Annotated in this window: 16 protein-coding genes; 7 read left to right on the forward strand and 9 right to left on the reverse strand. The window is 68.1% G+C overall.

All coding sequences use genetic code 11. The features are described 5' to 3' along the window. Nucleotides 1-163: 163 nt before the first annotated feature. Nucleotides 164-1,885, reverse strand: coding sequence for a fibronectin type III domain-containing protein (locus ABTW65_RS14705; RefSeq protein ID WP_350661212.1), 1,722 nt, complete (start codon nt 1,883-1,885; stop codon nt 164-166). A 264-nt stretch (nt 1,886-2,149) separates the two neighbouring features. Next, nucleotides 2,150-3,337, reverse strand: a complete 1,188-nt coding sequence (gene fbaA, locus ABTW65_RS14710; protein WP_350661213.1) for a class II fructose-bisphosphate aldolase — start codon at nt 3,335-3,337, stop codon at nt 2,150-2,152. Between fbaA and ABTW65_RS14715 the strand changes: the two genes are divergently transcribed. The 4 genes from ABTW65_RS14715 (at nt 3,336) to ABTW65_RS14730 (ending at nt 6,571) form a co-directional block, all read left to right on the forward strand. Continuing rightward, the gene (locus ABTW65_RS14715) at nt 3,336-4,463 is read left to right on the forward strand and encodes a hypothetical protein (RefSeq protein ID WP_350661215.1); all 1,128 of its coding nucleotides are present in this window, start codon (nt 3,336-3,338) and stop codon (nt 4,461-4,463) included. The genes fbaA and ABTW65_RS14715 overlap by 2 nt on opposite strands. Next, complete coding sequence (locus ABTW65_RS14720) at nt 4,463-4,954, forward strand: SigE family RNA polymerase sigma factor (protein ID WP_350661217.1); 492 nt, start codon at nt 4,463-4,465, stop codon at nt 4,952-4,954. The genes ABTW65_RS14715 and ABTW65_RS14720 overlap by 1 nt, the downstream gene beginning before the upstream one ends. 68 nt (nt 4,955-5,022) lie before the next feature. Then, entirely contained in the window at nt 5,023-5,586 is a 564-nt protein-coding gene (locus ABTW65_RS14725) for a dihydrofolate reductase family protein (protein WP_350661219.1), read from the forward strand. 208 nt (nt 5,587-5,794) lie between these two features. After that, nucleotides 5,795-6,571 (forward strand): septum formation family protein, encoded by a 777-nt coding sequence (locus ABTW65_RS14730; protein WP_350661221.1) that lies wholly within the window; start codon nt 5,795-5,797, stop codon nt 6,569-6,571. 72 nt (nt 6,572-6,643) lie between these two features. On the opposite strand, the gene ABTW65_RS14735 is transcribed toward ABTW65_RS14730, so the two are convergent. Continuing rightward, nucleotides 6,644-7,333, reverse strand: coding sequence for a TrmH family RNA methyltransferase (locus ABTW65_RS14735; protein WP_350661223.1), 690 nt, complete (start codon nt 7,331-7,333; stop codon nt 6,644-6,646). A gap of 104 nt (nt 7,334-7,437) precedes the next feature. Between ABTW65_RS14735 and ABTW65_RS14740 the strand changes: the two genes are divergently transcribed. After that, nucleotides 7,438-8,169 carry a DedA family protein gene (locus tag ABTW65_RS14740; protein ID WP_350661226.1) on the forward strand — a complete coding sequence of 244 codons (732 nt, stop codon included), beginning with the start codon at nt 7,438-7,440 and terminating at the stop codon, nt 8,167-8,169. On the opposite strand, the gene ABTW65_RS14745 is transcribed toward ABTW65_RS14740, so the two are convergent. After that, nucleotides 8,166-9,332 carry an aminotransferase class I/II-fold pyridoxal phosphate-dependent enzyme gene (locus tag ABTW65_RS14745; RefSeq protein ID WP_350661227.1) on the reverse strand — a complete coding sequence of 389 codons (1,167 nt, stop codon included), beginning with the start codon at nt 9,330-9,332 and terminating at the stop codon, nt 8,166-8,168. The genes ABTW65_RS14740 and ABTW65_RS14745 overlap by 4 nt on opposite strands. Before the next feature lie 19 nt (nt 9,333-9,351). On the opposite strand from ABTW65_RS14745, the gene pyrE reads away from it, so the two are divergent. Together pyrE and ABTW65_RS14755 are read left to right on the forward strand one after the other, a co-directional pair. After that, on the forward strand, nt 9,352-9,888 hold the full coding sequence (gene pyrE, locus ABTW65_RS14750; RefSeq protein ID WP_350661229.1) for an orotate phosphoribosyltransferase: 537 nt from the start codon (nt 9,352-9,354) through the stop codon (nt 9,886-9,888). A gap of 44 nt (nt 9,889-9,932) precedes the next feature. Continuing rightward, a complete protein-coding gene (locus tag ABTW65_RS14755) occupies nt 9,933-10,607 on the forward strand; it encodes a DedA family protein (RefSeq protein WP_350661231.1) in 675 nt (224 codons plus the stop codon). Between the two features lie 21 nt (nt 10,608-10,628). Here ABTW65_RS14755 and ABTW65_RS14760 read toward each other — a convergent pair whose 3' ends face one another. The 5 genes from ABTW65_RS14760 to ABTW65_RS14780 all read right to left on the reverse strand — a co-directional run bounded on the left by ABTW65_RS14760 (nt 10,629) and on the right by ABTW65_RS14780 (nt 16,741). Beyond that, entirely contained in the window at nt 10,629-13,658 is a 3,030-nt protein-coding gene (locus ABTW65_RS14760) for a 3-keto-alpha-glucoside-1,2-lyase-like domain-containing protein (protein ID WP_350661233.1), read from the reverse strand. A gap of 122 nt (nt 13,659-13,780) precedes the next feature. After that, on the reverse strand, nt 13,781-14,446 hold the full coding sequence (locus ABTW65_RS14765) for a hypothetical protein (RefSeq protein WP_350661235.1): 666 nt from the start codon (nt 14,444-14,446) through the stop codon (nt 13,781-13,783). A 62-nt stretch (nt 14,447-14,508) separates the two neighbouring features. Continuing rightward, the gene (locus ABTW65_RS14770; RefSeq protein WP_350661238.1) at nt 14,509-15,576 is read right to left on the reverse strand and encodes a hypothetical protein; all 1,068 of its coding nucleotides are present in this window, start codon (nt 15,574-15,576) and stop codon (nt 14,509-14,511) included. 59 nt (nt 15,577-15,635) lie between these two features. Further along, entirely contained in the window at nt 15,636-16,181 is a 546-nt protein-coding gene (locus ABTW65_RS14775; RefSeq protein ID WP_350661240.1) for a chloramphenicol phosphotransferase CPT family protein, read from the reverse strand. Between the two features lie 23 nt (nt 16,182-16,204). Then, on the reverse strand, nt 16,205-16,741 hold the full coding sequence (locus ABTW65_RS14780; protein WP_350661242.1) for a hypothetical protein: 537 nt from the start codon (nt 16,739-16,741) through the stop codon (nt 16,205-16,207). Between the last annotated feature and the right edge of the window lie 216 nt (nt 16,742-16,957).

The following is a 16,957-nucleotide window of genomic DNA, read 5'->3' on the forward strand; positions in this document are numbered from 1 at the left end:
ACTCGGTGAGTGGGCACTTCCCGCGCGGAACTCCACGATGGAAGTGACTGCCGACCGAGTTACCTCGGTCAGCATCCGGCGGCTTCGCAGCTGCCTCCGCATACGACGAAGGGCGGGGAGAGCCTCTCGGCTCTCCCCGCTCTTGCTTCTCGGCGTGTGTCGGCTAGAACACCGCGGCCACGGCGCTGGTCAGCGCGTCACCGATGTTGTCCAGCAGGCCACCCTCGTCCTCCTCGGCGGGAGCTTCCTCGGTCGCCTCGTCAGCAGGCTCCTCGGTCGTCGGCCGCGCGGCCGGGGACTCCGACTCGCTCGGCGTCGCCTCCGGCTCGGCCGGCTCCTCAGCAGGAGCCTCAGCGGTGTCCTCGCCACCCGGGAGGATGTCATCCAGACCCGGCAGCAGCGGCGATTTCTCCTCGGACGGCTCCTCGACCGGAGCCTCCACGTCGGGAGCCTTCACGTCCGGGGCGTCGGACGGAACCGGGCTCTCACCCGGAGCGTCGGACTTGTCCTCGCCCGGGGTGTTCGAGCGGAGCGCGCTGTTGCCCTTGAGCTCACGGGCCTCGCTGCCGTCGGAGTTCACCGTCAGTGTCCGGCTGCGAGCCGACTCGTTGCCGTCACCGTCGATCGCGGTCACCGTGACCTCGGTCGTGTCCCACAGCAGGACACACCTCGCCTCGAAGGTGGTCTCACCGGTGACCGTGCCACCGAAGCACAGTCCACCGTTGACGCTGATCCGGTAGTCGATCTCCGCGGGCGGCGTGACGCCGTCCTCGTCCTTCGAGGGGTTCCAGGTCAGGGTGAAGCCGAGCGGGCCCTCGTTGCTCGCGTCGAGGCCGGTCGGGACCGTCGGCGCGATCTTCGTGGTCTTACCCGAGACCCCGGCGGAGCGCGCGGACTCGTTGCCCGCACCGTCCACGGCCTCCACGGAGTAGGTGTACTCCGTGCCAGCCTTCAGGCCGGTGTCCTCGAAGGACGTGTCGTTGCCGGACGCGATGAGGTCGCCGTCGCGGTAGAGGTTGTAGGAGACGTCGCCGACGCCGCCCTCGTTGTCCTCGGAGTCGGACCAGCTCACGTTCAGCGTGCTGTCGCTCGGGTCGCCCTCTTCAACGGTCAGGTCCGCAGGCACCTCAGGCGCCGTGACGTCCATGACGCAGTCGACCTCGTTGCTGTCCCGGGACTCGTTGTCGGCCTTGTCGGTCGCGGTGACCCAGAACGTGTAGGTCTCCCCCGCCCGAAGGTCGTTGAAGGTTGCCGAGGTCCTGTCGGTGTCACCCGGCTCGCCGGCGTTGGGACGCGAGGTCACCGAGTAGTGCTTGATCCCGCTCTTGTCCTGCGCCGCCGACCAGTCGATCGTCGCGGAGGTGTTGCTGTTCACCACGCAGGGGCTGACCGTGACCGCGTCAGGAGCAGTCTCGTCCTCCGGGTCACCGGGGCCGGGGTCCTCCGGGCCCGGGTCCTCGGGACCGGGGTCCTCCGGGCAGAGCAGGCCGAAGGGGAGCAGGCAGTCGTCCGGCGGGGTCGTCGGCTCACCGTCACCCGGCGGGGTGGTCGGCGGAGTCGGCGGCTGGCACTGGGCCAGGTCCGGGCGGATCTCGCAGATGTCCACACCGGCGCCCGGGGGACGAGTGTCCTCGCAGGCGCTCGGGTCGAGCTCACAGGTGGGCGTGCTTCCCGACGGGACGTTGCCCGCGGGGATGAAGGTCACGCCGGTGTTGGCGGCCGGGACGATGTCGTCGTCGACGACCTCCGGCTCGTCGGAGTCCTTCTCCGAGGGCTTGTCGTCGGGCTCAAGAGTGTCCGGATCACTGGGGAGCGAAGACTCCCCGGTGGTCGGATCCTTCTTCGGCGAGCTCTGTGTATCGCTGTTTACGGTGCACGAGAACAAGACGAGTAGCAGGATCAGAATGATCGCGCCTATGACGATTCCGCCGATTGTGCGGTTTCGCGCAGTGGTTTCCATACCGAGGATGTCCCTCCCAAGATCAACGCCGAAGGGACGGTCCGACCTTGTTACCCGAGGGTCGCCGTCCAGCTAGGGCATTGAATCGCTTTACCAATGACCGGCACAACGACATAAGCCCGAGTTTGCTATGCCGTGTGCCACAACGTTTTCCGAACCGGGACCATTGGCCCATCCCCGGCGTGTCGCTCAGCCGATGGAATTGCCCGCAGAACCGAGATGCTGGGCACCCTCGACGACCCGAGTGGCCATACCGGCCTCAGCGAGCTTGCCCCAGACGCGAGGATCGTACTGCTTCTTGTTTCCGACCTCGCCGTCGACCTTCAGAACGCCGTCGTAGTTGGCGAGCATGTGGCCGGCGACCGCGCGGGTGTAGGCGTACTGGGTGTCGGTGTCGATGTTCATCTTGACTACGCCGTACGAGACCGCCTCGGCGATCTCCTCGGCGCTCGAGCCGGAGCCGCCGTGGAAGACGAGGTCGAACGGCTTCGCACCGGCCGGCAGGCCGAGCTTGGCGACGACCGCGTCCTGGGCGTCACGCAGGATGGAGGGACGGAGCTTGACGTTGCCCGGCTTGTAGACGCCGTGCACGTTGCCGAAGGTGAGCGCGGTCAGGTAGCCCTCGACGCCCAGCGCCTCGGCGGTCGCGATGGCGTCCCCGGGGGTCGAGTAGAGCTTGTCGTCGATCGCTCCGACGATGCCATCTTCCTCGCCCCCGACCACGCCGACCTCGATCTCGAGCACGATGTGGGCGGCCTTGGCCTTTGCCAGCAGCTCCTCGGCGATCTGCAGGTTCTCGGCAAGCGGCACCGCGGACCCGTCCCACATGTGGCTCTGGAACAGCGGCGCCTCACCACGCTGGACGCGCTCGGCGGAGAGCTCGAGGAGGGGACGTACGAAGCCGTCGAGCTTGTCCTTGGGGCAGTGGTCGGTGTGCAGCGCGATGTTGACGTCGTAGGACTTGGCGACCTCGGTCGCGTACGCGGCGAAGGCCACCGAGCCGGTCACCATGTTCTTGACCGTGGGGCCGGAGAGGTACTCCGCGCCGCCGGTCGAGATCTGGATGATGCCGTCCGAGCCGGCCTCCGCGAAGCCGGCCAGCGCCGCGTTGAGCGTCTGCGACGAGGAGACGTTGATCGCGGGGAAGGCGAAACCCTTCTCCTTCGCGGTCGCGAGCATCTCGGCGTACTTCTCGGGCGTGGCGATGGGCATCTGGAGGTTCTCCTTGAGATCCGTTGTCGACCGGTGCGCTGGTGGCCAGCGTAATGCGCCCCTGACCACCCGTTGCCAACGCTCGGAGTTGGATCGATCAAGCAGGACAACCGATCTGCCGCGAGATCCGTATCCAGGGGTGAGACTGAACTTGGAGGCCATCATGGACTGGCAGGAAACCCTCGAGCGGGCGATCCCCCAACCCCCGCCGACACACTCGGACCCGGCTGCGCTGGTGGCAGACGGGAAGAAGCTCGTACGCCGCCGGCGGCTCGCCGTGGTCGCCGGCACCGCCGCCGCGGTGGTCGCCGTGGTCGGTATCGGTGCGGCCGTCGTTCCCTCGCGCGACAGCGCCACCCCGAACCCGCCGATCGCGACCCAGTCGACGGCCGAGGACGAGTGGCCGCCCGAGGCCGACATCCCGTTGAGCGACCTCGCGCCCGTCGCGTACGACCACGGCACTGGCGAGGTGACCCTCTATCAAGGCTGGAAGGAGACCGACCAGGTCGGTCCGCTCGATTCCGGGAACGCGCTGGCGGTCGCGGCGACCAAGGGCAACAGGACCGTCTACGCGCACTTCATGAATCCGACCGAGATCTCCTACACCGATGCCTCTCGCACGAGCGCCACGAGCTTCCGAGCCTGGGTCGACGACGTGCGGACCCATCACCTGAGTGCAACCTGGAACGCAGGTGGGAAGCTCCGCGTGAAGCAGAACGGCTGGGAGATCGTCCGTGAGATTCCCAACCCGCTCGGCTACGCAGCACCCTGGGACTCGGTCGGCGCAGTCGTCGAGCGGGAGGGCGTCGAGCAGTGGATCCTCTACAGCGGCAACCGTCCGAAAGATGGCGGTGAGTCGAGCGGGCTGGACGCGGTCTATGCCATCCCCGGCCAGACCATCGAGGAATGGCTGGCCGTCCAGGTCGCGACGGACCGCAAGGACTACCGTCCCGGCAACGTAGATTTCAGCATCGAACCGACCGAGGCGGTCGAGTTCGGATCAGGCTCCGAGGTCGTCTCCACCGAGGACCGGGTGAAGATCGTCGAGCAGGTCGCCGACCCGGACATCGGTCACTCGTTCGCCACGGGGACATCGCGAACCGCGGCCGCCCGGATCACGGTCGGCAGCAAGGAGCGATACGTGCTGGTCCGCGAGAAGGACGGCGTCACGCAGGCCTACTCCTTCTCCGTGCTCCCTGCGCCGCGAGCAGAGGACCGCAGACCGCTCACGCTCGACGAGTTCGCGGAAATGGTCGACCGTCGCATGACTCCCGGATCGGGGCTGTGGTGATGAGCGCGCACGACGAGGCCTTCACCGCGTTCGTCGCGGCCAGGCGGCCGCACCTGGTACGGGTGGCGTACGCGCTGTGCGGCGACTGGCACCGGGCGGACGATCTGGTGCAGACGTCCCTGCTGAAGCTGTACGCCTCATGGCGCCGGGTGGAGTCGGGGTCGGAGGAGGCGTACGTCCGGACGATCCTGGTCCGCGCCCACATCGACCAGACCCGGCGGCCGTGGTGGAAGCGGGAACGCTCGGGCGACATCCCGGAGCGGCCCATGCCCGCCGCACGGTTCGAGGAGCGGTCCGAGCTGTTCGCGGCGCTCCAGGCCCTGCCGGAGATGCAGCGCAAGGTGGTCGTCCTGCGCCACTGGCTGCAGCTGTCGGTCGCCGAGACCGCGCGCGAGCTGCGGATCAGCGAGGGAACCGTCAAGAGCCACTCCTCGCGCGGCCTCGCCGCGCTGCGTACCTGCCTGGAGTGGGGGGACGCCTCCCGGACGTGACCGACCAGCAGGAGACGGAGCAAGAACGGTCGGGCGGGCATGCCCCTGACGCGCCTAGCGTCAGGGGCATGCCCAAGGTCACCTACTTCACCGCAACGTCGCTGGACGGCTACATCGCCGATGAGAACAGCTCGCTGGACTGGCTCTTCGAGACGCCGCACGGCGACGACGAGAGCTCCTGGGAGCGGCTGATGGCGGAGTCGGCGGCACTGGTGATGGGCGGCACGACGTACCGCTGGATGATCGACCACGATCCGGTGATGCTGACCGGGCCGGAGAAGTGGCGGGAGTACTACGACGAGCGGCCGGTGTGGGTGTTCACGCACGCGACCGACCTGCCGGAGGTCCAGGGCACGCAGGTGCGCTTCGTGCAGGGCGACGTGAAGCCCGTCTACGACGAGATCGCGGCCACCGTCGACGGCGGGATCTGGCTCGTGGGCGGTGGGGACCTGGTCGGCCAGTTCGACGACGCCGGTCTGCTCGACGAGGTCGTCGCCGGGATCTGTCCGGTCACCCTCGGCGCCGGGGCGCCACTGCTCCCCCGCCGGATCACCAGCAAGCGGATGCGCGTCATCGACGTCCTGCAGACCGGCGAGCAGGTGCAGATCCGCTACCGGATCGAGAGGCACTGAAAGCCCCGCTGCCGCCCGGCCCCGAGGCCACGCACCCACGAAAGTGGGGCACATCCGGGCGACCCGGAAGTTAACTTTAGCGGATCCGGTCATCGCTGGTGACACCGGGTCGTAACCGCTTTACAACCACCCGAATTGACTATGCCCCACTGGGCATCTCGCTGCGAGGATTCAGCCCGCCACATCCCACCCATTCGAAAGCACGATCATGTCTCGTCTTCGTGCCGGCGCGCTCGCGCCTGCGCAGAAGCCCATGACGGCCGCCCTCATCCTCGGGCTCGTCATCGGTGTCTTCTCCCTCATCGGACTCACCGCCACCAAGGCCGACGCGGCAGTGCCGCCCAAGCCCACGGTCGGCACCTGCTACAACTACGGCTGGACCGCCTACAACGCCATGTCACAGACGGGCAAGAAGGTCTCGTGCAGCAGTGCCCACACCGCGAAGACCATCGCGCTGGGCACCCTCGTCGCCGGTACGACGCGCACCGCGGCGTCCCTCACCCGCGAGGCCAACTACTCTCATATGGTCAAGACGTGCGTCCGCGCACTCCGGGACAAGCTGGGCAGCACCTACTCGAAGCGCAACCAGTCGGCGTACACCACCGCGTTCTTCGTGCCGAACGTCGAGCAGTTCAACGCCGGCCAGCGCTGGTTCCGTTGCGACGTCGTGCTGCCGGGCAAGGACACCCTCAAGAACCTGCCGACCAACCGGGCGAGGTTCCTCGAGGGCGTATCGCTCACCCAGCGGACCCGTGGCTGCATGAGCTCGACCTACGCCGGGCCGTACTCCTGCCTGAGCTCGCACACCTACAAGTCGATCTCCGCCTTCAAGAAGGCCGGCACGACCTACCCGACCACCGCCTCGTTCGAGCGGGCCGTCGGCCTCAACTGCCCGGCCCGGACCAGGGCCTACAGCAAGCCGAGCAAGTACGAGTGGCAGACCGGCGACCACTGGGTCGTCTGCTACGAGCGGAACACCAACTGATCCGCTGATCGGTCACGACGCGTCGATCCCCGGGGTGCGCCCCGGGGATCGACGCGTTTTCGGGTGATTCGGTCAGCCGCGCCAAGCCTCGTCGGAACCCAGATCGGCGTGCTGGACAACCCAGGAGTGCATCGCGATCGCCGCCGCGGCCGAGGCGTTGATCGACCGCGTCGAGCCGAACTGGGCGATCGAGAAGGTGCCGTCGACGCTCTCGCGGGCCTGCTCGGACAGACCGGGGCCCTCCTGCCCGAACAGGAAGCAGACCGACTTCGGCAGCTCCATGGTCTCCAGGTGGAGCGAGCCGGGCAGGTTGTCGATGCCGAGGAGGCGTACGTCTCGTTCATGGAGGTACGCCGCGAGCGCGGGCACGTCCGGGTGGTGATGGACGTGCTGGTAGCGGTCGGTGACCATCGCGCCACGGCGGTTCCAGCGGCGGTTGCCGACGATGTGCACCTCTGCGGCCAGGAAGGCGTTGGCGGTGCGGACGATGGTGCCGATGTTGAAGTCGTGCTGCCAGTTCTCGATGGCGACGTGGAAGCCGTGGCGGCGCTGGTCGAGGTCGGCGACGATCGCCTCGAGCGTCCAGTAGCGGTAGCGGTCGACCACGTTGCGGCGGTCGCCGTTGGCCAGCAGCTCAGGATCCCACTGCTCCCCCGCGGGCCAATCACCCTGCCACGGGCCCAGTCCGACCTCCGGCTGCCCATGGGGCATCGGGTCGTAGGGCGCTCTGGATTCAGCCTCGGACGGTCGTGTCTCGTTCATCGACGAGTCAGAATATTCGATAACAATAGTTGTTACCTATGGGTACCGTAGGGGCCGTGACAGGTGCGGGGAATTTTGCGCCGATGATGGCCGGTTTGGAATGGATGAGTCCGGACTTTCTGCTGGCCACTTTCGGCGAGCCGCTCTTCTGGATCAGCCTGATCATCATCTTCATCGAGTGCGGCCTCTTCTTCCCGTTCCTGCCCGGTGACAGTCTGCTGATCGCGCTCGGGATCTTCATCGCGACCGGCAAGATCGACATCTTTCCCGGGCCTCCCGGCGTCGAGATCGTCATCGCGATGCTCTTCTTCGTCGTGGCGGCATTCGCCGGCAACGTGACCGGCTATGAGATCGGCCGCAAGATCGGTCCACGGCTCTATGAACGCGACGGCCGGTTCATCAAAAAGAGGCATTTCGACCAGACCCGTGAGTTCTTCGACAAGCACGGCAACAAGGCGCTGGTGATCGGCCGGTTCATCGCTTTCGTACGCACCTATGTCACCGTCGTCGCCGGGGTCACCCACATGGACCGGCGACGGTTCTACTTCTGGAGCCTCGTCGGCGGCGTGCTGTGGGTGCTCGCGGTGACGTTGTTCGGCTTCTTCGTCGGATCTCGCTGGCCCTGGCTGGCCGACAACATCGACTACCTGGTCCTGCTGCTCTTCGCGCTCGCGTTCCTGCCGGCGATGGTGGAGTGGTGGCGCCGACGGCGTACGGCCTCGCGACTGGCTACGGACCTCGACCACGACGGTCATGCCGACCGCGACATCCTCGGGATGGCCGTGCCGCCGCGCACGCCGGCCGACGACGACGCCGAGACCCGGGCCGACCGCTAACGCGCCAGTCGCCCTCGGGCGAGTCGGTCCAGGGCTTCCTCGATCACCTCGCGCTGCTTGGTGAAGGTCCACCTGACCAGGTGCTTCCCGGCATCGCTGTCGTAGAACCCCTGCAGCGGGATGGCCACGACGCCGGCGCGCTCGGGCAGCGCCCGGCAGAACTCGAGCCCGTCCTTCCAGCCGAGGCCGGTGATGTCGGTGACGGCGAAGTAGGTGCCCTCCGGGATCGTCACGTCCAGGCCGATCTCCTTCAGCCCGCCACAGAGCAGGTCGCGCCGCCCCTGCAGATCGAGGGCGAGCTCCTTGGGCCAGTGGTCGAGATGCTCGAGCGCGTACGCAGCGGCAGGCTGCAGCGGCGCCCCGGAGGTGAACGTCAGCCACTGCTTGGCGCCCAGCAGCGCCTGGACCAGGTGCTCGGGGCCGGTCGCCCAGCCGACCTTCCAGCCGGTGAAGGAGTAGGACTTGCCGATGCTCGACAGGGTCAGGGTGCGCTCACGCATCCCCGGAAGCGTGGCGATCGGGATGTGCTCCACCCCGTCGAAGGTGAGGTGCTCGTAGACCTCGTCGGACACGACCGTCAGGTCATGATCGCGGGCGAAGGCGGCGACCGTCTCGAGCTCCTCGCGGGTGAGCACGGTGCCGGTCGGGTTGTGCGGGGAGTTGAGCAGGAGCACGTTCGTCTTCGAGGAGACGGCCGCCTCCAGCGCCTCGCGGGGCAGTCTCCCGCCGGACGCGGACGCGTCCAGGCTCAACGTCACCGGGCGGCGTACGCCTCCTGCGAACTGCACCATGGCCGGGTAACTGTCGTAATAGGGCTCGACGAGGACCACCTCGTCGCCCGGGTCGACCAGGGCGAGGATCGCCGCCGCGATCCCTTCGGTGGCGCCGGTGGTCACCGCGACCTCGCGAGCCGGGTCGAAGGTGAGGCCGTAGTGGCGTTCCTGGTGAGCCGCGACCGCCTCGCGCAGCGCCGGGATGCCGGGGCCGGGGGCGTACTGGTTTCGCCCGCCCTCCAACGCAGCGACGGCTTCCTTGATGATCTCGTCGGGGCCGTCCACGTCGGGGAAGCCCTGGCCGAGGTTGACCGCGCCGGTGGCGGCGGCCAGGGCGGACATCTCGGAGAAGATCGTCGGCGGGATGCCGTGGAGTCGTCGTGCCGTCATACGACTTAGGCTAGGGCCCGTGACCACGGACCAGACCCTTGCTGCCGACATCGACGCCACCTGCCGCCTGCACGGGGAGTTCACGCTCCGCTCGGGGCAGGTCAGCGACACCTACTTCGACAAGTACCTCTTCGAGGCGAACCCGGCTCTTCTGGACCGGGTCGCGGCCCAGATGGTCGAGCTGCTTCCCGAGGGGACCGAGCTGCTCGGCGGCCTCGAGCTCGGCGGCATCCCGATCGTGACCATGGTGTCGGCCAAGACCGGCATCCCGGCGATCTTCATCCGGAAGAAGGCGAAGGAGTACGGCACCGCCAAGCTCGCCGAGGGTCCCTCCTTCGACGGGAAGCGCGTGACCCTGATCGAGGACGTGATCACCTCCGGTGGTGCCGTACGCGACGCCGTCAACGCGCTCCGTCCGCTTGGTGCGGTCGTGGACACTGTGGTGTGTGCGATCGACCGGTCGCCCGAACCCGGTGAGTCCCTGCGTGATGTCGAGCTGGAGATCCGGTCGGTGCTGACCCGGGCCGATCTGGACGCGGTCAACGCGGCCTCATAGGCTTCGGGCCGCCTGGCCCACCCACATACTTCGAAGAGAGCATCATGATCCTCACCGCCACCCAGCCCGAGGAGCTCACCGGCGTCGCCGGCTGGGCGGTCGACCTGATGGACAAGCTCGGCCCGGTGGGTGCGGGGCTCGGCATCGCGCTGGAGAACCTCTTCCCGCCGCTGCCCTCGGAGATCATCCTGCCGCTGGCCGGGTTCACCGCGGCGCAGGGCCGGTTCACGATCGCCGAGGCGCTGATCTGGACCACGCTGGGCTCGGTCGTCGGCGCGCTGGTGCTCTACCTGATCGGTGCCGCCATCGGCCGTGAGCGGGTCTACTGGATCGGCGAGAAGCTGCCGCTGGTCAAGACCTCCGACCTGGAGAAGACCGAGGCGTTCTTCGAGAAGTACGGTGCCTGGACTGTCTTCTTCGGCCGCTTCATCCCGATCTTCCGGTCGCTGATCTCGGTGCCGGCCGGGGTCACTCGGATGCCGATCTGGAAGTTCCTGCTCCTCACCACCGTCGGCTCGGCGATCTGGAACACCATCTTCGTCGTCGCCGGCTACCAGCTGGGCGACAACTGGGAGAAGGTCGAGCCGATCGTCGGCCGCTTCCAGAACGTCGTCATCGTGGTCGTGGCCGTCGCCGTCGTGGCCTGGATCGGCCTGCGCATCTACAAGATCGTCCGCGGATCCGACAACGGGGCCAAGGACGACTCGCTCGTCTCCTGACCCCGCTGTCGGGATCGCACGTCAGTCGGTGAGCTCCTTCATCTGGACGTTGCGGTAGTAGACGGTCTCGCCAACGCCGTGGTTCTGCATGCCCACGAAGCCGGCCAGGTCGCGGGCGGGATCGGTGCTGGTGAAGTCGTTCACCAGCTTCCCGTTGAGGAAGATCTTGACGGTCGAGCCCTCGACCCGGATGTCGTAGGAGTTCCACGACCCGACCGGCTTGAGAGCTGAAGCGACGGCCTCCGGATCGGCGCCCTGGAACGTGTAGATGGCGCCGGTGGTGCGGTCCGGGGCGTCGCTGGCGTCGATCTGGACCTCATAGCCCTGGTTGACCGCGACCCACGGGTCGTTGCCGGGGTTGGGGAACCCGATGAAGACGCCGCCGTTGTCGTCGCGGACCAGCTTCCAGTCCAGCTTCAGGCTGTACTCGCTGAACTCCTGCTCGGCGTACCAGAGCAGGCCGAGGCCATTGGTCGTACGCAGCGAGCAGTCGTCCTGCCGGCCGAACGAGCCCGGCCCGGCCATCCGCCACGAGGCCAGTGAGCTCAGGGTGCCGTCGAAGAGCGACTTGTAGCCCGGAGCGGGTCGCTGCGGCGTACAGATGTCCTCGCCGCCGCCGATCTTGAGGGCATCGAGGTTGACGTTCCCCTCGTCGCCCTGCTCGTAGCTCACGGTGATCCGGTTGACGCCGGCCTTCAGCCTCATCGACCGGGTCGCGGTGCCCCAGGTCTGCCAGTCGCCGGTGGACTCCAGCGCCCACGGCTCGACCTCGGTACCGTTGAGGTGGACCGAGACCCGCTTGGTGCCCGGCGCCGGGTCGGGGCCGTTGGCGTAGCGCAGCCGGACCGGGTACGTCCCGGCGCGAGCGACCTGCGCGTCGAAGGTGACCGAAGCGCCGACGTTGCCGAAGCCGTCCACGAACCCGGAGCCGGAGTAGCCGTTGTGCTCGACCGCGACGTTGGCGCTGCCGCGCAGGGTCGCCTGCTCCGCCTCGAGGTAGTTGCGATCGGCGGGCGAGACGTACCCGGGGATCTCGTTGAGGGTGTACCAGGCCTCGGTGTTCCACAGCTCCTCACCGCTCACGCCGGTGAACGGGCGCGGCGAGCGCAGGTGCACGACCCGGCCCTCCTCCAGGCCGTCGACAGTGAGCGTCACCTTGGTGCGGTCGGCGGAGACCTCCGCACCGGAGACGAACAGCGGTCGCTCGTCGACCTTCGGACCGCCGTACGTCGGCCGCGGGGCGTAGCGCCAGTGGGTCATCCGGAACGCGGCGTTGGGATCCGCGGCGATCTTGTCGACCGTCTCCTGGGACAGCGCCTGGGTGTAGCGGATCTCGAAACCGCTCCGGGTGGCGCGCATCTGGTGCATGTCGAACGCCTTGCCGTCGGCGGGGCTCATCCGCTGCAGTCCGTAGCGGAGCTTGCCCGGCTCGCTCCAGTTGCCGGCCTCGCCGATGCCGCCGACGTAGATCGATCCGTCGGGACCCAGCAGGGTGCGGTTCACCCCCGCCTCGAGGCCTGCGGAGTAGCGGAAGACGGCGCCCTGGTACTCGCCCTCGACCTTCTCCAGGAAGCCGCGCTGCAGGCCGCCGTAGGTGACGTCGCCGAAGATCATCTGACCGGCGTACGCGCCCTTCTCCAGCATCATGGGGCTGCTCGGGGAGTTGCCGATCTCGCCCTGCGGCACCCACAGCGCCGGGCCGGTGACCGGCTTGTCGTCGAACGGGCCGGACGGGTTCGTGTAGTGGTTGAAGAACCTCCCCGGCTTGACGTGCACCAGCTTGGAGCTGGGCAGCCAGGCGCCCTGGTTGTCCATCACGAACAGGTCGCCGTCGGGTCCGCGCATCATCCCGTTGGGCGTACGCAGCCCGCCGGCGAGGTAGGTGACCTCACCGGTGTCGCGGTCGATCTTCAGCGTGGTGCCGCGGTTGCGTGCCGGCTGCGGGTCGGTGGTCGCGCCGCCGAAGTTGATGGCGACGGACAGGTTGACGTAGAAGCTCTCCTCGTCGTGGAGGAGGCCGAAGGCGAACTCGTGGAAGTTCTCGCCGAAGGGCCACTCGGCGACCTTCCGGTGCTGGTCGTAGAAGCCGTCCCCGTCGGGGTCGGTCAGTTCGGTGAGCTGGTCGCGCTCAGACACGAAGATCGACTCGTCGATGACGGCGACGCCCATCGGGTTGAACAGGTCGGTCGCGACCTTCTCGACCGTGACGTCCTCGGGTCCGGTGGCGGTGCGGGGGTTGCTGAGCAGGAAGATCTCGCCCGGCTCGGGGTCCTCGACCCAGCCTGACGGGCTCACCGACCCGGAGGTCACCACGGCGAGCCGGCCGTCCTTCGCCCAGTCCAGCGCGGCCACCATCGGCTCGAAGCCCTCCGGCCGCAGGTCGGTCAGGTCGTACGCCGGGTGGACGCTGTCCAGCTGCATCCCGTCACCGGCGGAGTCGCTCTGGCCCTCGCAGTACTTCGTGCCCGGCGCGGTCACCCGCACCACCCCTGCCTCGGTGCTCAGGACCTCGGTCGGCACCAATGTGAAGTCAGTGGCGCCCGGCGGTCGCCACTGCAGGCGCAGCACCTCGCCGCCGCCGTCCTCGAAGTGCTCCACGCGCAGGTCGTGGTAGCCCTCGTTCAGGGTGACGGTGCCGTCCTTGGCGGTCTCGCCGTGGAGGCCGTCGTGGTCGATGACCTCTTCGCCGTCGATGACCAGTCGGGAACCGTCGTCGCTGATCAGCCGGAAGTCGTAGGACCCGGCGGTCGCGATGTTCAGGTTGGCCAGGGCATGGGAGATGAATCGGTCGGCGAGGCCGAAGTCGGCCGGCGAGTCGTAGTCGATCAGCGAGGTGAGCTTGTCGACGTTGGGCGTCTGGCCCGCGCGCAGCGTGCACAGCTGGTCGATGGGCCGAGCCATGTCGTAGGTGCGCAGCGTGACGCCGGGCTCCTGCGGTGGTAGATCCGCCTCTTCAGCGGCGGTGGCCGGGCCGCTGCCGAGGAGTGCGGCCACCACCGAGAGGCCGACGAGTGAGCCGAGCACGGCCCTGGACGGGGGGATACGGGTCATCGAGGCCTCCACGAGGGGGATGTGACGAGTGCCACATCAGAAGGTAGAGGCGCCGATGAACTTCGTCAAGAAGTTTTGGAACTTTCGCAAGTCAGTTTGAAATGTCCTGACTTGGCTGGTCGTCAGAACTGCTGGTGGGTCGGCGGTCCGGCGGGTGGGATCGGCGGCTGCCAGGGGTCGGCGGGCTTGCGCCGGGCGAACCAGTTGCCTGCCCTGCCGACGTACAGCATCAGCAGCGCGGCGATGATCAGCGCCGGATAGAGCACCACGAAGAGCGAGAGCAGGGCGGCGATCGAGCCGACCACGGTGAGCAGGATCCGGGCCACCTTGGAGCGGAACAGCACCATGATCCCGAGCGGGATCGCGATCAGGCTGAGCACGCCGCAGACGGCGAACCAGATGATCATCGCCATCGTCACGCCCTTGTCCGTGGACGCGGGGTCGTTGTAGTCGGCGATCCCCGCCGGCACCATGAACACCGAGATCAGCAAGGCGATCACCGACCCCACGATCGTCATGATCGACGCCGCGACCACCGTCCCCGGGCGGGAGTCGGGATCGGGCGGCGGATAGTGAGGGCGAAGATACGCCGGGGGCTGCTGACCCATCGCGTACTGGCCGTAGACCGGGGGCGCCTGGCCCCATCCCTGGGGCTGCTGCGGCTGTGTCGGCTGCGGGGCGACGTACGGCTGGGGTGGGGCGTACGGCGTCGGGGGCGGCGGCTCCTGCCCCTCGAACGGCGGCTTGCCGCCGTAGGGGTTGTCGAAGGAGCCGAACTGATCTGACATGCCGCGGAGCCTATCCGGCCCGCAGGGTCAGGCGCCCTGCTTTACTTCCGCGGGCCCCCGCTTCAGCCACGGAACCAGGCCGCGACCTCGGGTCGCAGCAGGAACGAGAAGGTCGCGACTGCGGCGCCGAAGAGGACCACCGCCGGCGGGAAGGCGAGGGCGAAGAGGAGCAGCGAGAGCGCCGAGACGCCCGCGGAGATCATCAGCGCGACCCGGGCCCACGAGTGGCGGCGGATCGCGAAGGCGGCGAACACCCCGGCGGCGACGCACACGAGCGCCACCAGCACGGCCATGATCCAGACCGAGGCGACGATGACGTCGGCGGTGTAGAGCCCCGCCACCTCCCGCATGTTCGGGTCGCTCTCCGCCTGCTTGCGCACCTGGTCGAGGATCAGGTCGGGGTTGGCGGTCGCCGTGACCGCCGAGGCGAGCATCATCAGCGCGGTGAACCCGGAGCCGATCCAGGTGAGCACGGCCGCGGCCATCACGGCGCCCGGGCGGCGCTTGGGCGCGACCTTGGCGGGCTGGGCGATCGCACCGGTCCACGGCGGCGGCTGCTGCTGCGAGAGCCGAGCCGGACCAGCGGTCGAGTCTGTCGCTGAGGGCGAATCCGTCGAAGCGGTCGGGGCCGCAGGCGGAGCCGGCGCGACGTACGACTCCTGGTCGGGGTCACCGCTGCCGAGCGCCTCCCGCTTGGTCGGCGAGACGCCGTCGAACCAGTCGCGGGTGGGCGACATCCATAGGAGTACGACCGCCACGGCGGACAGGGTGGACCAGAACCCTCCGCCGAACATCCCGGCGAAGAAGAGCGGCGCCGCGATGACGGTGAGCGCGAGCCGGGCCTGCTTGTTGCGCTGCAGCACGTGCCAGCCGAGGATCACCGCCGCGGCCGCCATGGCGCCGGTGACCAGCGCCATCACGTGCATGAGGTCGAGGATGTTGTCGAGGCCGATCCCCGAGCCGGCCAGCGGCGGCTCAGCCAGCACCTCCTCCACCCGCTCCCGGGTGTCCAGGCTGCGCAGCCCGGAGATCTGGTCCCAGGCCGTCACCACGGTGAGCAGTGAGCCGAGCACGATGAGCCACCCGGCGAGGGTGGCCTGACCGGGGCGGGGAAGCTTCGTTTCAGACATGTCGGGAATCATTTTCTCATCCCTGCCAACCCCGCGCGCGGCGAGGGCGACGTACGTGCCTATTCGGCGCGGAGGCGATCGAAGGCTTTGGGCGCGGTAAGAGTGGGAAGAGCCTCGGCGATCTCCTTCGCGCACGCGGCCGGAGTCGCGGTGGTGGAGTCGACGCGGATGTCGTACGCGTGCGAGTAGACCAGGGTCTGCGACCGGGCCAGGCCGGCGGGGCGGTCACCGCGGTCGGCCTCCCGGCGTTCGAGCTCCTCGGGCGAGCACCAGACCTCGACGAGGGTGACGTCGTAGCCGTCGAGCACCTCGAGCAGATCCTCGAGCCGCCAGGACTCGCTGAGCGGGTAGTCCATGATCACGTCGTTGCCGACCGAGGCCAGCGCCGCGACCGTTCGGTGATAGCCAAGCCTTGTCCGCCGCAGCATCTCGGCGATTCCGGCGTCGTCGAGCTCCCGCGTGTGCACCGTCGACCGCATCCCGCTGATCCCGTCGACCGGCACCAGGAACCACGGGTTCTCGAGCAGTGGCAGCAACTCCTGCCCGATGCTGCTCTTCCCCGAGCTCGATGCCCCGTTGAGCAGGATGATCCGACCGTTGCGCACGCGGCCAACCTACTCGTCATGGCTCAGGCCGCGTCGAGGTGATCCTTGGGATTCTCACCCAGGTCACGAAGCGCCTGTGCAAGCGCCCGGCGGGCGCTTCGAGCAGATCGGCCGTGCGGGATGATGATGACCGATTGGTCACCGTCCGTGAGCCAGAGGCCGGCACTGAAACCGTCGCCGCCCAGATAACGGATCCAGAGTCCCTCCCGACCGACCTCCAACCGACTCCGATCCAGGACGATGTCAGCAGCCTCAGCATCCTTGCTCCACACTTCCAGCCGGTCCGCCAGCACGATCACTGCCGTGGTCTGCAGCCATCCCGACCTCAACTTCACGACCTTTCCGACTCGATCGTCGTCCGTCACCTCAGCGGCGTCCCCAGCAATGATCGGTGTGCCAGGAAACATCTCCTCGAACCGATTCACAAACTTCCGCATCAACGAATTTGTGCGTGCCGCTATCGCCAGGATCACCAGCGGCGGACCGATCCAGATCACGATGAGGAAGTAGCCGACATCGTCGTACGCCCTGGCGAATCCGCTCAGCAGCTCGTCCAGCATGACGCTCCCTCGGCTCGTACTCGGGCCCGATCATCCCAGCGCGACAACGCCGGCGGAACCCAATTGCCGAAGCGTCACGTACGTCGGCCGAGTGGGCGCCTGCGTGCCCACTCGGCCGACCGGGGGGTCGAGGGGGGGTGGGGGTGAAGGGGGGGGCGGGGCCGGTGAGGGGGAAGGGGTACCGGGCCCCCGCGGGGACCCACCCCCCCCAGAACA

The sequence above is a fragment of the Nocardioides sp. NPDC127503 genome (assembly GCF_040302165.1).
GTDB lineage: Bacteria > Actinomycetota > Actinomycetes > Propionibacteriales > Nocardioidaceae > Nocardioides.